Annotated in this window: 16 protein-coding genes, 1 tRNA gene and 1 pseudogene; 8 read left to right on the top strand and 10 right to left on the bottom strand. The window is 67.6% G+C overall.

From position 1 onward, the window contains the following. Window positions 1-88 precede the first annotated feature (88 nt). Complete coding sequence (locus Hhyl6_RS09690; RefSeq protein WP_483738996.1) at window positions 89-973, bottom strand: DUF7282 domain-containing protein; 885 nt, start codon at window positions 971-973, stop codon at window positions 89-91. A gap of 220 nt (window positions 974-1,193) precedes the next feature. Between Hhyl6_RS09690 and rnz the strand changes: the two genes are divergently transcribed. Both rnz and Hhyl6_RS09680 read left to right on the top strand, forming a co-directional pair. Next, window positions 1,194-2,114, top strand: coding sequence for a ribonuclease Z (rnz, locus tag Hhyl6_RS09685; RefSeq protein ID WP_483738995.1), 921 nt, complete (start codon window positions 1,194-1,196; stop codon window positions 2,112-2,114). 52 nt (window positions 2,115-2,166) lie between these two features. Beyond that, window positions 2,167-3,240, top strand: coding sequence for a Gfo/Idh/MocA family protein (locus Hhyl6_RS09680; RefSeq protein WP_483738994.1), 1,074 nt, complete (start codon window positions 2,167-2,169; stop codon window positions 3,238-3,240). Window positions 3,241-3,296: 56 nt separating this feature from the next. Here the strand turns inward: Hhyl6_RS09680 and Hhyl6_RS09675 are convergent, their stop codons facing one another. Next, a complete protein-coding gene (locus tag Hhyl6_RS09675; RefSeq protein ID WP_483738993.1) occupies window positions 3,297-3,902 on the bottom strand; it encodes a DJ-1/PfpI family protein in 606 nt (201 codons plus the stop codon). A 97-nt stretch (window positions 3,903-3,999) separates the two neighbouring features. Here Hhyl6_RS09675 and Hhyl6_RS09670 point away from each other — a divergent pair, with 97 nt between their 5' ends. After that, entirely contained in the window at window positions 4,000-4,878 is an 879-nt protein-coding gene (locus tag Hhyl6_RS09670; RefSeq protein WP_483738992.1) for a PhzF family phenazine biosynthesis protein, read from the top strand. A gap of 62 nt (window positions 4,879-4,940) precedes the next feature. After that, window positions 4,941-5,495 carry a sugar O-acetyltransferase gene (locus Hhyl6_RS09665; protein WP_483738991.1) on the top strand — a complete coding sequence of 185 codons (555 nt, stop codon included), beginning with the start codon at window positions 4,941-4,943 and terminating at the stop codon, window positions 5,493-5,495. A gap of 34 nt (window positions 5,496-5,529) precedes the next feature. Here the strand turns inward: Hhyl6_RS09665 and Hhyl6_RS09660 are convergent, their stop codons facing one another. The 3 genes from Hhyl6_RS09660 to Hhyl6_RS09650 form a co-directional block, all read right to left on the bottom strand. After that, window positions 5,530-5,724, bottom strand: a complete 195-nt coding sequence (locus Hhyl6_RS09660) for a hypothetical protein (protein ID WP_483738990.1) — start codon at window positions 5,722-5,724, stop codon at window positions 5,530-5,532. 111 nt (window positions 5,725-5,835) lie between these two features. After that, on the bottom strand, window positions 5,836-6,810 hold the full coding sequence (locus Hhyl6_RS09655) for an aldo/keto reductase (protein ID WP_483738989.1): 975 nt from the start codon (window positions 6,808-6,810) through the stop codon (window positions 5,836-5,838). A 54-nt stretch (window positions 6,811-6,864) separates the two neighbouring features. Further along, window positions 6,865-8,256, bottom strand: coding sequence for a PAS domain S-box protein (locus Hhyl6_RS09650; RefSeq protein WP_483738988.1), 1,392 nt, complete (start codon window positions 8,254-8,256; stop codon window positions 6,865-6,867). A gap of 114 nt (window positions 8,257-8,370) precedes the next feature. On the opposite strand from Hhyl6_RS09650, the gene Hhyl6_RS09645 reads away from it, so the two are divergent. Further along, complete coding sequence (locus tag Hhyl6_RS09645) at window positions 8,371-8,745, top strand: VOC family protein (RefSeq protein ID WP_483738987.1); 375 nt, start codon at window positions 8,371-8,373, stop codon at window positions 8,743-8,745. A gap of 39 nt (window positions 8,746-8,784) precedes the next feature. Beyond that, window positions 8,785-9,045 carry a DUF7577 domain-containing protein gene (locus Hhyl6_RS09640; protein WP_483738986.1) on the top strand — a complete coding sequence of 87 codons (261 nt, stop codon included), beginning with the start codon at window positions 8,785-8,787 and terminating at the stop codon, window positions 9,043-9,045. A gap of 235 nt (window positions 9,046-9,280) precedes the next feature. On the opposite strand, the gene Hhyl6_RS09635 is transcribed toward Hhyl6_RS09640, so the two are convergent. From Hhyl6_RS09635 to ilvA, 4 genes and pseudogenes are all read right to left on the bottom strand, one after another. Then, window positions 9,281-9,362: transfer RNA gene (locus Hhyl6_RS09635), tRNA-Ser, on the bottom strand. 28 nt (window positions 9,363-9,390) lie between these two features. Then, window positions 9,391-9,594: a DUF7981 family protein gene (locus Hhyl6_RS09630; protein ID WP_483738985.1), complete on the bottom strand. Its 204-nt coding sequence runs from the start codon at window positions 9,592-9,594 to the stop codon at window positions 9,391-9,393. 23 nt (window positions 9,595-9,617) lie between these two features. Continuing rightward, a pseudogene (locus Hhyl6_RS09625) lies at window positions 9,618-9,866 on the bottom strand (Rid family hydrolase); the annotation flags it as partial. Between the two features lie 37 nt (window positions 9,867-9,903). Next, window positions 9,904-11,115 (bottom strand): threonine ammonia-lyase, encoded by a 1,212-nt coding sequence (ilvA, locus tag Hhyl6_RS09620; protein ID WP_483738984.1) that lies wholly within the window; start codon window positions 11,113-11,115, stop codon window positions 9,904-9,906. A 292-nt stretch (window positions 11,116-11,407) separates the two neighbouring features. Between ilvA and Hhyl6_RS09615 the strand changes: the two genes are divergently transcribed. Both Hhyl6_RS09615 and Hhyl6_RS09610 read left to right on the top strand, forming a co-directional pair. After that, complete coding sequence (locus Hhyl6_RS09615) at window positions 11,408-13,042, top strand: potassium channel family protein (RefSeq protein ID WP_483738983.1); 1,635 nt, start codon at window positions 11,408-11,410, stop codon at window positions 13,040-13,042. A 105-nt stretch (window positions 13,043-13,147) separates the two neighbouring features. Further along, on the top strand, window positions 13,148-13,636 hold the full coding sequence (locus Hhyl6_RS09610) for a DUF6789 family protein (RefSeq protein WP_483738982.1): 489 nt from the start codon (window positions 13,148-13,150) through the stop codon (window positions 13,634-13,636). A gap of 46 nt (window positions 13,637-13,682) precedes the next feature. Here the strand turns inward: Hhyl6_RS09610 and citZ are convergent, their stop codons facing one another. Then, complete coding sequence (citZ, locus tag Hhyl6_RS09605; RefSeq protein ID WP_483738981.1) at window positions 13,683-14,828, bottom strand: citrate synthase; 1,146 nt, start codon at window positions 14,826-14,828, stop codon at window positions 13,683-13,685. Between the last annotated feature and the right edge of the window lie 160 nt (window positions 14,829-14,988).

The following is a 14,988-nucleotide window of genomic DNA, read 5'->3' as shown; positions in this document are numbered from 1 at the left end:
ACCGACCAACCGGCCGCTAAGTCCGAGTTAGCGAAAGAAAGGCGGGCTTTGTCCGGCGACGCCGGCACTCGGTCGTCATCGCACGGCGTTAGCCGGCCGACTCGCCCGGCGTGCCGGTCTCCGTCGGCGTGCCGGCCTCCGTGCCTTCCTCGCTCGGCGTTCCTGTCTCCGTGCCTTCCTCGCTCGGCGTTCCCGTCTCCGTACCGGTCTCGGAAACGGTCACGTTCGCGCTGTCGGTCACCGGTTCGCCGGCGACGACGTACGGACCGTCTTCGAGACTGAACGTGGTGACGAAGTCGAACGTCCGGTTGTCGTTGCTGTCGACGTGGAGCATCGCGGTGAGCGTCTGGTCGCTCGTCAACTGGGTCTGTGCGCCGGTGTCGGCCGACTCCGTGGGCGTGGCGGTCGCAGTGCCCTCGGCCGGCGTCCCGGTCATCTCACTCTCGGTGGGCGTCTCGGTCGCAGTCCCCTCCGCGGGGGCCCCGGTCGCCTCACTCTCTGTCGGGGTTCCGGTCGCAGTCTCCTCGCTCGGCGTCCCCGTTTCCGTCCCCGTCGGCGTCATCTCTGTCGGCGTGCCGGTCTCGGTGCCTGCTTCGGTCGGCGTTTCCGTCTCGGTGGTCTCCGCGCCGAACTCCGCGCCCGGCACGTCGAACAGTTGGACGGTCACCTCGTCGTACTCGCCGGGTTCGAGGTACTCCGAGACCCCGATGACGCTGTTGAGCGCGTCGCCCTCGGCCAACAGTTCGTCGTGGATGACGACGTATCCCCCCTCGGGGACGGTGACGTTCGTCACCGTGACCGTGGTGCCGTCGGTCTCTTGGTCGTCGAAGGTGACCGACGGTTCGACCGTCTCGTTCGCGGCCGTCTCGTTGTCCGACGGTGTCGGCGTCTCTGTCGGTGTCTCTTGCTGTGCTGTCACGCCGGGTATCGCCGCGGCTTGGGCGACGAGCATCCCGGTGACAAGTAGAGCCAAAAACGCGGCGACTGTCTTTGTGCGTATCATATATCTCGGTATCATCAGTTCGGTGACGATGCGGACGAAGTGACAACAGGACAACCGATAAAGCGCTACGACAGTTCAACCCCGAAGACAGGGCCATCCGAATCCAAGGCCGAGGTTAGCCCGAGAAAGGTCGGCTTTGCCGGACGGCTTTCGACACGCGTTTACGCGGGGGCGGCCGACGACACGAACGATGCGAGTGACGTTCCTCGGGACGAGCGGGGCCATCCCGACGACCCAGCGCAACACAAGCAGTATCTTCGTCAACCGGGAGGGCGACTACCTCCTCTTCGACTGCGGCGAGGGCACCCAGCGCCAGATGATGCGCTACGGCACCGGGTTCGCCGTCGACCACCTCTTCGTCACCCACCTCCACGGGGACCACGTGCTCGGGATTCCGGGCCTCCTCCAGACGTTCGACTTCAACGACCGCGAGGACCCGGTCACAATCCACACGCCCGCCGGCACCCGAGGAAACGTCAAGCAACTCATCGAGGCCAACGGGACCACCCCCTCCTACCCGGTCCGCTTAAACGAGGTGTCTGCTGGCGACACCGTGCTGGACCGCCCGGAGTACGAGGTTCGGGCCATCGCCACCGAGCATCGCTGTGCCTCCGTGGGATACGTCCTCGCCGAGGACGACCGCAAGGGCGAGTTCGACCGCGAGAAGGCCGAGGAGGAACTTGGCATCCCGCCGGGACCCAAATATTCGAAGCTCCACCGCGGCGAGGCCGTCGAACACGACGGTCGGACGGTTCGACCCGAAGAGGTCGTCGGCCCCCCGCGTCCCGGCCGCACGTTCGTCTACACGGGCGATACGCTCCCGACGCAGTCGGTCATCGAGGCCAGCGAGGGCGCGGACCTGCTGGTCCACGACGCCACCTTCGCCGAAGACCGGAAAGAGCGCGCGAAGGCGACGGCCCACTCCACCGCGAAGGAGGCCGCCGACGTCGCCCAGAAGGCGGGCGTCCGAACGCTCGCGCTGACGCACATCTCGACGCGCTACGCCGGCCGGGCCGACAGACTCGCCGCGGAGGCCCGCGACCGCTTCGACGGCGAGACGTTCGTCGCCGAGGACGGGATGGAGCGACACGTCCAGTTCCCCGAGGAGTGACGGCACCGCGGATAGCGCGACATTTATTGACGCCCAGCATCGGTACGTACCAATGACACACCGGATGGTACACGTCGGCCTCGGCGGACAGGGTCGACACTGGACCACGGAAGCGATTCCCCCCAACGTCGACGCCAGCCGCGTCGAAGTCGTCGCCGCCGTCGACACGGCCCCCGAGCGACTCGAACGCGCCGAGACGGACCTCGACCTCCCGCCCGAACGCTGTTACACCGACCTCGACACCGCCCTCTCGGAGCGCGACGCCGACTTCTGCTCGGTCGTGACGCCCCCCTCGGCCCACGAACCCGTCGTCGAGACGGCCCTCTCGCACGGCCTCGACATCATCTCCGAGAAGCCCATCGCCGACACCCTCGAAGGGTCGGTCCGCATCGCCCAGAAGGTCCGCGAGGCCGACGCGAAGATGGGCATCACGATGAGCCACCGCTACGACCAGGACAAGACCACGTTCCGCCGTGCGCTCAGGGAGGCCAGCCCCGTCGACTACCTCACGGCCCGCTACACCGGGAACGTCCGCGAACGCGGCCTCTACTCCGAGTACGTCCACGAGATGGAGGACATGCTGTTGCTCGACGGCGCCATCCACCACTTGGACATGCTCCGGTCGTTCGTCGACGCCCGCTGTGAGCGAGTCTACGCCGAGACGTGGGTGCCGGACGGCGCGGACTACGAAGGGGACTGCTCCGGCCTCGTCACGCTCCACTTCGAGGACGGCACCCGCGCCCAGTACGAGGGCAGTTACGCCAACGCGACGACGCTCAACGGGTGGGGCCACGAGCAGTTCCGCGCCGAGTGCAAGGACGAGACCGTCCTGCTGGACAACCGCGAGGTCGAGCGGTTCCCCTTCGACCCGGAGCGCGTGGGCGACTGGGAGGGCGTCCGGAAGGGCGACGGCCAGCAGGTCTCGCCGGTCGAACGCCCCCTCTGGGAGAACGCGTGGCTCATCGAGCAGTTCTGCGAGTGGCTTGACGGCGGCGACCCGATGGACACCCGCGTCGAGGAGACGCTCCAGTCGATGGCCATCGTCTTCGCCGCCGTCGAGAGCAGCGAGCGCGGCGAAGCCGTCAGCGTCCAAGACTTGCTCGCCGACGCCCGCCAGAACGCCTAGCAGTTCTCACTCGAGTTTCCGCAGACTACCGCGTCAGAGAGGCAGAAAGGGGTCGCTCACCCCGACCGGTGGACCCGCCCTCGCGGTTCGTACTCCATCTCAGCCGTCACCGCGTCGGCAGTCTCGGCGCCCCACTCGCGCTCGACGAGGTGGACCGCGAGGTCCAGTCCCGACGTGACGCCGCCGGCCGTGAGTACGTCGCCGTCGTCGACGACGCGGGCCTCCACCACTTCGGCGGCCGTCTCCCGTAGGTCCTCGAGGGCGCCGCGGTGGGTGACCGCCGGGCGGCCGTCGAGGACGCCGGCGCTGGCGAGGAGCATCCCGCCGGTACAGACGCCGGCGACCGTCGTCCCGGCCTCGTGAGCAGCAGCGATTGCGTCGGGGAGGGCACCGCGTTCGGCCTCCGTGCGTGCGCCAGCGTCGCTCCGGTCGTTCCAGCCACCGCCCGGAACCAGGAGGCGGTCCGGCGAGACGTCGGCGAGTGGGCCGTCGACACCGACCGAGAGGCCGTGGCTCGCGGTGACCGTCGACCGGTCATCGAGCGGCCGGAGCGTCACGTCCCACGTCGCACCGAACCGGGTGGCGTTCTCGAACACCTCGTAGGGGCCGATTGCGTCCAGTTCGTCGAACCCGTCGTAGCAGACGATAGCGACCGTGTCCATGTGGCCTTCGACGCCCCGGCGCGTCAAAGACGTGCCGTGTGTGACGCCGGGTCAGGGGAGCCACACGCTCTTTGTCCCCGCCGCCGTCGGCTCTCGTATGTCCCAGCCCTTCCACATCGTCGACGTGTTCGCCCGCGAGCGGTACGCCGGCAACCAGTTGGCCGTCGTCACCGACGCCGGCGGCCTCTCGACGGCGACGATGCAGGCCGTCGCCGGCGAGGTAGACTACTCCGAGACGACGTTCGTCACCGGGTCGCCCGACGAGGGCGCGTGGCCGGTCCGCATCTTCACGCCGAACAGCGAGATTCCGTTCGCCGGTCACCCGACGCTGGGGACCGCTCACGTGATTCGGGAGCATCTGGCCGACGACCGACCGGAGACGGTGACGCTCGACCTCGGCGTGGGCGAGGTCCCGGTCGAGGCCCGCGAGGACGAGACGCTGTGGATGACACAGCAACCCCCCGAGTTCGGCGAGCGACTCGACCACGCGGCGCTGGCCGAGGTACTGGGCCTCGGCCGGGAGGCCCTCGACGACCGGTGGCCCGTGCAGGTGGTCTCGACGGGTCTGCCGACCATCGTCGTCCCACTGACCGACCGCGAGGCGCTGACGAGTGTCGACCTCGACCGCGCGGCCTACGACCGGGTGACCGGCGACCGCGAGGCGAAGAACGTGCTGGCGTTCTGCCCCGACGCCCGGAGCGACGAGAACGACCTCGCCGACCGCGTGTTCGCGCCGTTCTACGACGTACCCGAGGACCCCGCCACTGGCTCCTCGAACGGGTGTCTCGCGGCCTACCTCGCCAGCCACGAGTACCTCGGCGACCCGACCGTCGACGTGCGCGTCGAACAGGGCTACGAGATGGGGCGGCCGTCCCTGCTCCACCTCCACGCCGACGCGAGCGCGGGCGACGAGGCCCGTGTCGAGGTCGGTGGGAGCGTGGTGCCGGTGGCGAGCGGTGATTTCGTGTCGGCGTAGCGACGAGCGGACCGGCCCCCTCGGCAGAAACGCCTATCCGCCTCCTCCGGACAGGGGTAGCTATGGCCAGTGAGAAGGAGAAGATGCTCCGTGGCGAACTGTACGACGCCGACGACCCGCAACTCGTCGAAGAGCGGGAACGAGCAACAGAATTGACGCGACGCTACAACCGCACGACCCCGAGCGATGCCGAGGAACGAGACGAAATCCTCACCGACCTCCTCGGAAGCCGCGGCGAGAACTGCCACGTCGAACCGCCGTTCCGCTGTGATTACGGCTACAACGTCCACGTCGACGAGAACTTCTACGCAAACTTCGACTGTGTCGTTCTCGACGTCTGCCGGGTCGACATCGGAAAGAACTGTCAACTCGGCCCCAGCGTCCACGTCTACACCGCGACGCATCCGCTGGACGCGGGCGAGCGAGTCGCAGGCCCCGAGTACGGCAAGCCGGTCACTATCGGCGACAACGTCTGGGTCGGTGGGAGAGCGGTCATCAACCCGGGCGTCACAGTCGGCGACGACACCGTCGTCGCGTCGGGGGCCGTCGTCACAGCGGACGTGCCCGACGGCGTCGTCGTCGGCGGCAATCCCGCGACGGTGATTAAAGAGCTGTAACCGCCGTCCGCTGGGCGCAGACTGGAGCGCCGAGTCAGTTGAGCCGCGGGTTGTCGACCGTCTCGAACCGATAGCCGCAGGACGGACATTCGACGAGTTGCGGGCCGTCGCTGGCGCTCACGACCGGAAAGCGACGACTCCAGTTCAGGTGCCCGCACTCAGGACAGCGGCGGACGAGCGGCGGAATCATGGCAGGTTCGGAACAGCGACTATACTCGCCACTAGTCACCGGCCGTCCAAATCGTTTCCGACGGCCACTCACTCCGTTCTGAATCCCGCTACTCCACGGTTCGCTCCGCTCCCCGCACCATCGAGAGTCTTCGCTCCGCTCAGACCCTCGCTACTCGTGCCCGTACACTGCCACCGGTTCGTACGGGTCCTCCAGATACGCCACGTCCGACGCCGAGAGGTCCACCTCCAGCGCCTCGACGGCGGCCTCCAGATGCTCGATGCTGGACGTGCCGACGATGGGGGCCGTGACGTTGTCGTTCTGGAACTGCCACGCCAGCGCGATTTGGGCCATCGTCACGCCGTGGTCGGCCGCGAGTTCCTGCACGCGCTCGTTTATCTCCTCGCTGCCCGGTCCCTCGGCGTAGGGCACCTCGGCCTCCTCGCTCTCGTGGACGCCGCGGGTCGTCGACTCGAACTCCTCGTGCGGGCGCGTGAGGTAGCCCGCGGCGAGCGGGCTCCACGGCATGACGCCGACGTTCTTCCGGTCACAGAGCGAGTACATCTCGCGTTCTTCCTCCCGATAGGCCAGATGGTAGAGGTCCTGCATCGTCTCGAATCGGGCCAGTCCCTCGCGCTCGCTGACGTGGAGCGCGCGCTGGAACTGGTGGGCCCACATCGAGGAGGCACCGACGTGACGGACCTGCCCGCGGCGGACGGCGTCGTCGAGCGCCCGGAGCGTCGTCTCGATGGGCGTGTCGTAGTCCCAGCGGTGAATCTGGTAGAGGTCGACCGTGTCCATCCCCAACCGGTCGAGCGAGTTCGACAGTTCCTGCTCGACGGTCTTCCGCGAGAGGCCGCGCGCGTTCCGGTGGTCGCTCGCGCCGGGGAACCGGACCTTCGTGGCGACGACCTGTTCGTCGCGGTCGTAGTCGGCGAGGACGTCGCCCAGAATCTCCTCGCTCTCGCCCGCCGAGTAGACGTTAGCGGTGTCGAAGAAGTTCACGCCCAACTCGATGGCCCGCTCTATCAGGTCGCGGCTCTCGTCCTCGTCTAACATCCACTCGCGTCCGCTCCCGAAGCTCATACAGCCAAGACATATCTTGCTGACTTCGATGCCGGTCGACCCGAGCGTCGTGTACTCCATGGGCGGACCAACGGCCGGGTGACCTAAACAGTTCGGACGACGGTCGCGGTGTGCCTACGCCGCGCGCCGCAGCGAGAGCGTGACCGTGTTCCCGTCCTCGTCCGCGGTGTGGTCGATGCGCCCGCCCGCGAGGTCGACGACCCAGTAGACGAGCCAGAGGCCACAGCCGCGGCTGTGATTGACGGCCGTCATCTCGTGGTCGCCGAACAGGACCTTCCGGTCGTACTCCGGGATGGGCGGGGCCCCGTCCGTGACCGACACTTCGACGCGGTCGGCCGTCGTCCGGACGGCGACGGCGACCCGCGGCGTCTCAGAGCGGGCGTGACGGATAGCGTTCTCGACGAGTTCCGCGACCGCGACCTCCAGTTCGGACGGCCCCTCGACCGTGACCGAGGAGGGGACGTCGGCGTCGACGACTGCGTTGGGGAACCGCTCGCGGAGCGACGCGACCGCGTCGCCGACCGCGGCACAGATATCCGTCGTCGCGGACTGTGGCATCGCCGAGAGGACGTCGACGATGTCGCGTTGTTTCTCGGCCGTCTGCAAGAGCGTCTCGCCGGCCCGCCGAATCATCACAGCGCGTTCAGCCTCGCCGTCCAGGTCCGCCGCCAGCGTCTCCGCGTTGCCGAGGACGACGTTCAGTTGATTGCGGATGTTGTGTCTGAGGAAGTTGTCGACGACGACCAGTTGCCGTTCCCGACGGCGTCGGTCGGTGACGTCGCGTGTGAACCCCGCGATGCGGACCACCTCTCCGTCCCGGACTATCGGTTCGCCCTGTACCCAGACCCAGCGGTTGTAGTCCGTCGACTGGTTCACCCGCATCTCGAGGTCGGTCGGTACTCCAGCCGAGAGCCGTTCCATCGCCTCCTCGACGACCGGTCGGTCCGGCGGATACACCGACTCGAGGAAGCTCTGTGGGTCCCCCTCCAGTTCCTCGACGGAGCGGCCGAAGACGTCCTCGTAAGCGGGGTTACAGAACAGCAGTTCCGACCAGTCGCCGTCGAACATCCAGAGGACATCGTCGGTCGTGTCGGCGAGTTCCTGTAGGCGTTCCTGCGTCTCGCGGTGCTGGCGCTCTGCCTCGACGCGGTCGGTGACGACGCGGGAGCTGACGACGTAGCCGTCCAGCACCGAGTCGGTCAGGTTCGACATCCGACTCTCCAACCAGACCCACGACCCGTCGTCGCATCGGTGGCGGTAGGTCGCGGTGCCGGCCGCGAACTGGTCGTCCGCGTCCACGACCGTCTCGAACTGCGTCTGGACCGCCGAGCGGTCCTCGGGATGCACGTACTCGAAGGCGTTCTGGCCGACGAGCGTGTCGGGGTCGAACCCGAGGATACGTTCGGCGGCGGCGTTCACGTAGGTGTACGCTCCCGACGCTTCGAGTACCGCGACCTTGTCTTGCGTGTAGTCCAACAAGAGCGCCGTTGGCGCCGTTCCCCCCATCTCGGCTACACGTTCGTGTGCAGGGACAATAGTACCGGCGGCCAGCGCAGGCCCGGTGACACGTCGACCGGACGAACCGGTACAATCATTCGACGCGCGGATGAACGGCCGACCATGGACCTCGCACACGTCGCCATCTGCGTCTCGGACCTCGAGCGCGCGATGGCGTTCTACGGGGAACTGGGCTTCGAAGAGACCCACCGCTTCACCCTCGACGGCGTCGAGAACGTCTACCTCGGCCGGCCGGGGAGCGACGGGGACCTGCAACTGCGCTACGACGCCGACCGGACGACGCCCATCGCGCCGTCCCGGGCCGACGTGGACCACGTCGCGTTCACCGTCGAGGACGTCGAGGCGCAGTTCGAGACGGCTATCGCTGCCGGCGCGTCGCCCGTCCTCGAACCGACGGAAATCGACGCCGCCGGCGCGTACGCCGCCTTCGTCGAGGACCCCGAGGGGTACACGCTGGAGTTCTACCACGGTTTGTGACCCCGAAGCGGCTACCCGTCTCCACCCCGTAGAGCGGACATGGTCACGCCCGGACAGGTGTACGTCCTCCTCGTGACCGCCATGGCCCTCGTCGCCCTCGCCGTGGCGATACCGGTCCTGCTCCGTATCGTCGTCGACGGCCGCGAGCGGTTGCGTGAGGGCGGTCCAATGCCGCCCGTCGACGAGGAGGACGGGGGCGACCGCCCCGCGGCCGACCCGTCGCGACCCCGCTGTCCCAACTGCGGGGCCGAGAACGACGCCGGGTTCGTCTACTGTCGGGAGTGTCTGGAACAGTTGTGAGCCGGGAACCGGTACTCGCAGCGTCGGTCGGAGACTGGTCGATACGGAGCCGACGGCAGCAAGCATACCGCGCCGGAGGTGCGGTTTCGACCGACTCACAGAGCGATTCGCGGCTTTTTCGCCACCGTCGGAGCAAGCTCTGACGAGCCTTGCTTCGCTTCGCTCGGCAAGACCGCGTTTTTCGAGGCGTGGTGTGCGAGCGACGCGAGCGCACCCGACGACGAAAAAGGTGGGACGCCAGGACTGGGATTTGAACCCAGAATCCCGGAAGGGAACACGCTTTCCAGGCGTGCGCCTTACCGTTCGGCCATCCTGGCACGCAACCGAGTGTGCGTGGTCGGTCGGTTAAGGGCTTTCGTTTCCGGGCAGGCGGCCGTCGGCCGCGTAGGTCAGGAGCGTCGCCGCGACGGCGACGAGGAGCGCGACGCCTGCCTTGACCCCGACGGAGACGCCGGCCCCCGCGAGCAGTTCGTACCCCTGTACGAGGACGAGGAACGCCAGAGCAGCGACCACGCCCCACAGGACGCTCGATTTCGTCTTCGGGTCCATCACGTCGCGGCGACGGCCGCTATCTCGACGGCGGCGAGATAGACGGAGACATTCGACACGTCGCCCATCCCCGCCCCCGCTTCCGAGAGGACGGCCCGGAGGTTCGAGAGGGTCTGTTCGGTCTGCTCGGCGACCGACGCGTCGTCGCGCATCTCCCCGTCGGGCGTGAGCGCTATCTGGCCCGTGGTGAACACGAGGTCGTCGGTGGTCGTCGCCTGACTGTACGCGCCGACGGCGGCGGGCGCGTCGTCGGTGTGGACGGTCCGTTTCACACCCGAGAGCGAGCGGCCACGCGCATAAAACCGACCGTCAGACGAGCACGTCGACCTCGTAGCCGTGGTCCCGGAGCGCCGCCAGCAACCGGTCGACGTGGTCCGGGCCGCGGGTTTCGAGGTCCAGTTCCACCTCGGCGTCGTTCATCGCCACGTCGCGGTTGGTCCGGTCGTGTTCGATGCCGTAGATGTTTATCTGCTGGGCCGAGAGAATCTCGACGAGTTCCTCCAGCGCTCCGGGGCGGTCCTTGAGGACGGTCCGTATCTTCAGGTACCGGCCCGTCTCGACGAGGCCGCGCATGACGACGTTGGTGAGCGTGTTGAGGTCGATGTTGCCCCCGCACAGCGCCGGGACGATGGTCTCGTCGTCGGCGTAGTCGAACTTCTCCTCGGTGACGGCCGCGAGGGCGACGGCACCGGCGCCCTCCGCGAGCGTCTTCGACCGCTCGAGGAGCGTGGTCAGCGCCACGGCGATTTCGGGGTCCGAGACGGTCACCACCTCGTCGACCCGTTCTTGGATGACCTCGAAGGTTCGCTCGCCGACGGTGCGGGTGGCGATGCCGTCGGCGATGGTCTCGACGCCGGCGCGTTCGATGCGGTGGCCCTTCTCCAGCGACTCGGCGACGCTTGCGGCCCCTTCCGCCTGCACGCCGACGACGCGGACGTCCTCGTCTTTGCCCTTCAGCGCCGTGGCGATGCCGCTGATGAGGCCGCCGCCGCCGATGGGGACGACCACCGTCTCGACGCTGGGCAGGTCGTCGTATATCTCGAGGCCGATGGTCCCCTGTCCGGCCATCACGTAGTCGTCGTCGAAGGCGTGGACGTAGGTCCGGCCCTCCTCGCGTTCTATCTCGTGGGCCTTCTCGGCGGCCTCGTCGTAGTCCTCGCCGTGGAGGATTACCTCGCCGCCGTAACTCCGGGTCGCCTTCACCTTCGAGATGGGGGCGTGTTCGGGCATCACGATGGTCGAGTCGACGCCGATGCGCGTCGCGGCGAGGGCGACCCCCTGCGCGTGGTTGCCGGCGCTGGCCGTGACGACGCCGTTCTCGCGCTGGTCGGTCGAGAGGGTGGCGATGCGGTTTGTCGCGCCGCGAATCTTGAACGACCCGGTGCGCTGGAACAGTTCCAGTTTCAGGTGGACGTCCGCGTCGGTCATCGCGGAGAACGTATGCGAGTAGTCGAGCGGCGTGTGTCGGGCCGTCTCGGCCACTCGGTCCTGCGCCGCCAGTACGTCCTCGAACGAGAGCATGGCCCGGCCTACTCGCCGGGGCGTGTTATACTGTCGGGGCCACGGCTGGCGAGTCGGGTCTCGGCGGAGAACGGATGGGGGAGCGTGTGACTGCACGAGAATCCAGCGCTCGGAGGCACATAAACCCCGCCGAATCGGGGTGAAAGTGAAACCGCACGACGTGGCCGCCGTAAACGGGACGTCAGCCCGCTGTCAGACGAGCGTCGCACTGATGGCCACTCGCACACACGACCGGCCCCACGTCACGGACTGTCAGAACTGTTTTACACCGCCTCGGCGAGATACCGAGTAGATGGACACCTGGCAGCGACGGACACTGGGGTACGTCGTCGGCCTCGCCGGCATCATCGTCGCGTTCGCCGTCGCCTACGACTACGGGATGACGGCCTGGGAGGGGCGGTCGCGAGACTTTCTCCACTCGCTGCAGGTCGTCGTCGAGACGTTCACCACCACCGGGTTCGGGTCCGACGCGCCGTGGGAGAGCACGGAGATGCGCCTGCTCATCATCGTGATGGACATCACCGGCGTCGTCCTCATCTTCCTCGCACTGCCTGTGCTCCTCTTTCCGCTGTTCGAGGAGGCGATGGAGACCCGCGCGCCGACGACCATGGAGACAGAGCTCTCGGACCACGTCGTCATCTGTCACTTCACCCCGCGGGGGGAAACGCTGGTGACCGAACTGGAGACGTGGGACGTCGACTACGTCGTCGTCGAACCCGACGACGACCGGGCCGACGACCTCTACGCGGAGGGGTACCACGTCATCAACGCCGACCCACAGTCCGTCGAAGGGCTGGAGAAGGCGCATCTCTCGGGGGCGCGGGCGCTCGTCGCCGACGCCTCGGACCAGATCAACACCAGCATCGTCCTCACCGCCCGCGAAGTCGACGAGGGGGTCCGCACGGTCAGCGTCGTGGAGGAACCCGACCGGGCGAAGTACCACGACCTCGCGGGCGCCGACGCCGTCATCTCGCCCCGCCAACTGCTCGGCGAGAGCCTGGCGAGCAAGGTCACGACCGGCGTCTCGACCACGCTCGGCGAAGACTTCGAAATCGGCGTGGACTTCGACATCGCCGAACTGCCGATTCACCGCGGGAGCGAACTCGTCGGCACGACGCTGGCCGAGAGCGGCATCCGCGAGGAGACCGGGGTCAACGTCATCGGCGCGTGGTTCCGCGGCCAGTTCGTCAGTCCGCCCGACCCCGACGCCGAACTCGACGGCAGTACGGTCCTGCTCGTCTCCGGGACGGCCTCCCAACTGGAGACGCTGAAGTCGAAGACGCTCTCCAGCGTCCGCGGCTTCCGGCGCGGCGAGACGGTGGTCGTCGGCTACGGCGAGGTGGGCCAGACCATCGCCGAAGAACTCGCCGTCGCGGGAGTTCCCTACACGGTCCTCGACCGGACGGAGAAACCCGGCGTCGACGTGGTCGGGGACGCCACCGAACCGGACGACCTGCAGGACGCGGGGGTCGAGAACGCCCGCACCGTCATCCTCGCCCTCTCGGAGGACACCGACACGGAGTTCGCCACGCTGGTCATCCGCGACCTGAACCCCGAGGTGGAGATTATCGCCCGCGCCGAGGAGACTGAGAACGTCAAGAAGATGTACCGGGCCGGCGCGGACTACGTCCTCTCGCTGGCGACGGTCAGCGGCCGGATGCTCGCCTCGATTATCCTGGAGGACGAGGACGTCATCTCGATGGACCAGCAGGTCGAAATCGTCCGCACCGACGCGGGCCGCCTCGCCGGCGAGACGCTCGGCGAGGCCGACGTGCGCTCGCGAACCGGCTGTACCGTCCTCGCCATCGAACGCAACGGGAGCGTCCTCACGGACCTCGGTCCGGGCGTCGAAGTGGAGTACGGCGACAAACTCGTCATCGCCGGCACCGACGACGGCGTCAACCGGTTCACCGACAGCTTCAACTGACACACCCTTTTGACGGCCCCGGACACCGCCGACGGCCGCGGAAACCTCCCACTATCGTGGCAACTCTGTGTATACTATTGAGGGTCGCCGCCGTCCGACCGGGTCATGGACCCCGTCAGGAGCAGTCTCGTCGCCGGCGTCGCGGCCACCGCCGTTCTGACCGCGTTCTTGTTGCTCGCCGGCGTCGTCTTCGACGGAACGACCCTGTTGGTGCTCTCCACGTTCACGAGTCTGTGCGCCGTCGGCGGCCCCCCGTACTGCGAACTCGGGTCGCCGACGGCGACGGCCCTGACCGCCGTCTGGTTCCTCGCCCTGTTCGCTCTCGCGTGGCCTCTGCTGTTCGCCGGGTTCACGTGGGGACTGCCCGGCGAGTCGGGACCGGCCCACGGCGCCACCTTCGGCGTCGTCCTCTCGGCGGGCTATCTCGCCGCCGCCCTCGTCGGACTCGGGCCGGCCAGTCAGGTGGCTCGGCCGGACGTCGGCCTCCTACTCGTCACGGTAGTCGCGTACGTCCTCTACGGCCTCGTCCTCGGCGGCACGTACGACTATCTGGCCGCACACCGGACGCTCCTCGTCGTCGAGACGGGCCGATAACGTCGAGACGGGCTGGCCGGGAAAACGGGATTGTGAACTGTCGTCGTTACCGCTCGTCCAGCGGCACGAACGTCGTCTCCTCGGGGTCCGGTCCGGTGTACCGGGCGCGGGGGCGAATCAGGCGGTTGTCCTCGATGTACTCGATGACGTGAGCGACCCACCCACCGACGCGGGACATCGCGAAGATGGGGGTGTAGATGTCGATGGGGATGCCCATCTGGTAGTACGTCGAGGCGGAGTAGAAGTCCACGTTCGGCGCGAGGCCCTTCTCCTCGGCCATGTACTCCTCGATGGTGGTGGACATCTCGTACCACTTCAGCGAGCCTGCGGCCTCGCCGAGTTCCTTCGAGCGTTCGCCCAGAATCTTCGCGCGGGGGTCCTTGACGTTGTAGACGCGGTGGCCGAACCCGGAGACGCGGCGACCCTCCGCCAGCGCGTTCTTCACCCAGTCCAGCGGGTCCTGGTCGGCGTCGTCGACTTCCTTGAGCATCTCCATGACGTCCTGATTGGCGCCGCCGTGGAGCGGCCCCGCGAGCGTCCCGATGGCCGACGTGACAGAACTGTGGATGTCAGACAGCGTCGAGGCGGTGACCATCGCGGAGAACGTCGAGGCGTTCAGGCCGTGGTCGGCGTGCAGGACCAGCGCCTGGTCGAAGACGTCGGCGAGGACGTCGTCCGGTTCCTCGCCGTTGAGCATGTACAGGAAGTTCTCGGCGTGGTCGAGGTCCTCGCGGGGTTCGACCGGCTCCTGTCCGTCGCGGATGCGCGTGAACGCGGCGATGAGGGTCGGAATCTTGGCGGTGATACGTCGCCCCATCCCGAGGTTGACGGCCTCGTCTGTCGGGTCGGCCTCCTCGGGGGCGGGGTCGTACGCAGAGAGCATCGACACCGCGGTCCGGAGCGCGGCCATCGGTTCCTCGTCGGCCTCGGCCATCTCGCGGACGGTGGCGATGACGGCGTCGTCGACCTCCCGTTCGCTCGCCATCTCGGCTTCGAACTCGGCGAGCTCCCCGGCGTCCGGGAGGTGGCCGTACCAGAGGAGGTACAGTACCTCCTCGTAGCTGGCACCGTTCGCGAGGTCCTCTATCGTATACCCCCGGTAGACGAGCTTGCCCGCGTCACCGTCGATGACACTGAGGTCAGATTCGGCGACGAGGACTCCCTCCAGCCCTTTCTTGAGGTCGTCGGACATACGCCAATGGTTTCCGACCTGCCGGGAAAAGCATTTTCTTTCCGGGCGTCTGTGTCACACGGTCGGCGGGAGTGAAAGTGGACGTTCGACCACTGCGTCTTCCGTTGGGCGCCAAACTATGGACTAATTCTACCTCGAACAGGTCGTACGTCTCCCCGCG

Source organism: Haloarcula sp. H-hyl6 (assembly GCF_056934455.1).
Note: the sequence above shows the minus strand (reverse complement) of the source record. Positions and strands in the feature narration are given on the sequence as shown.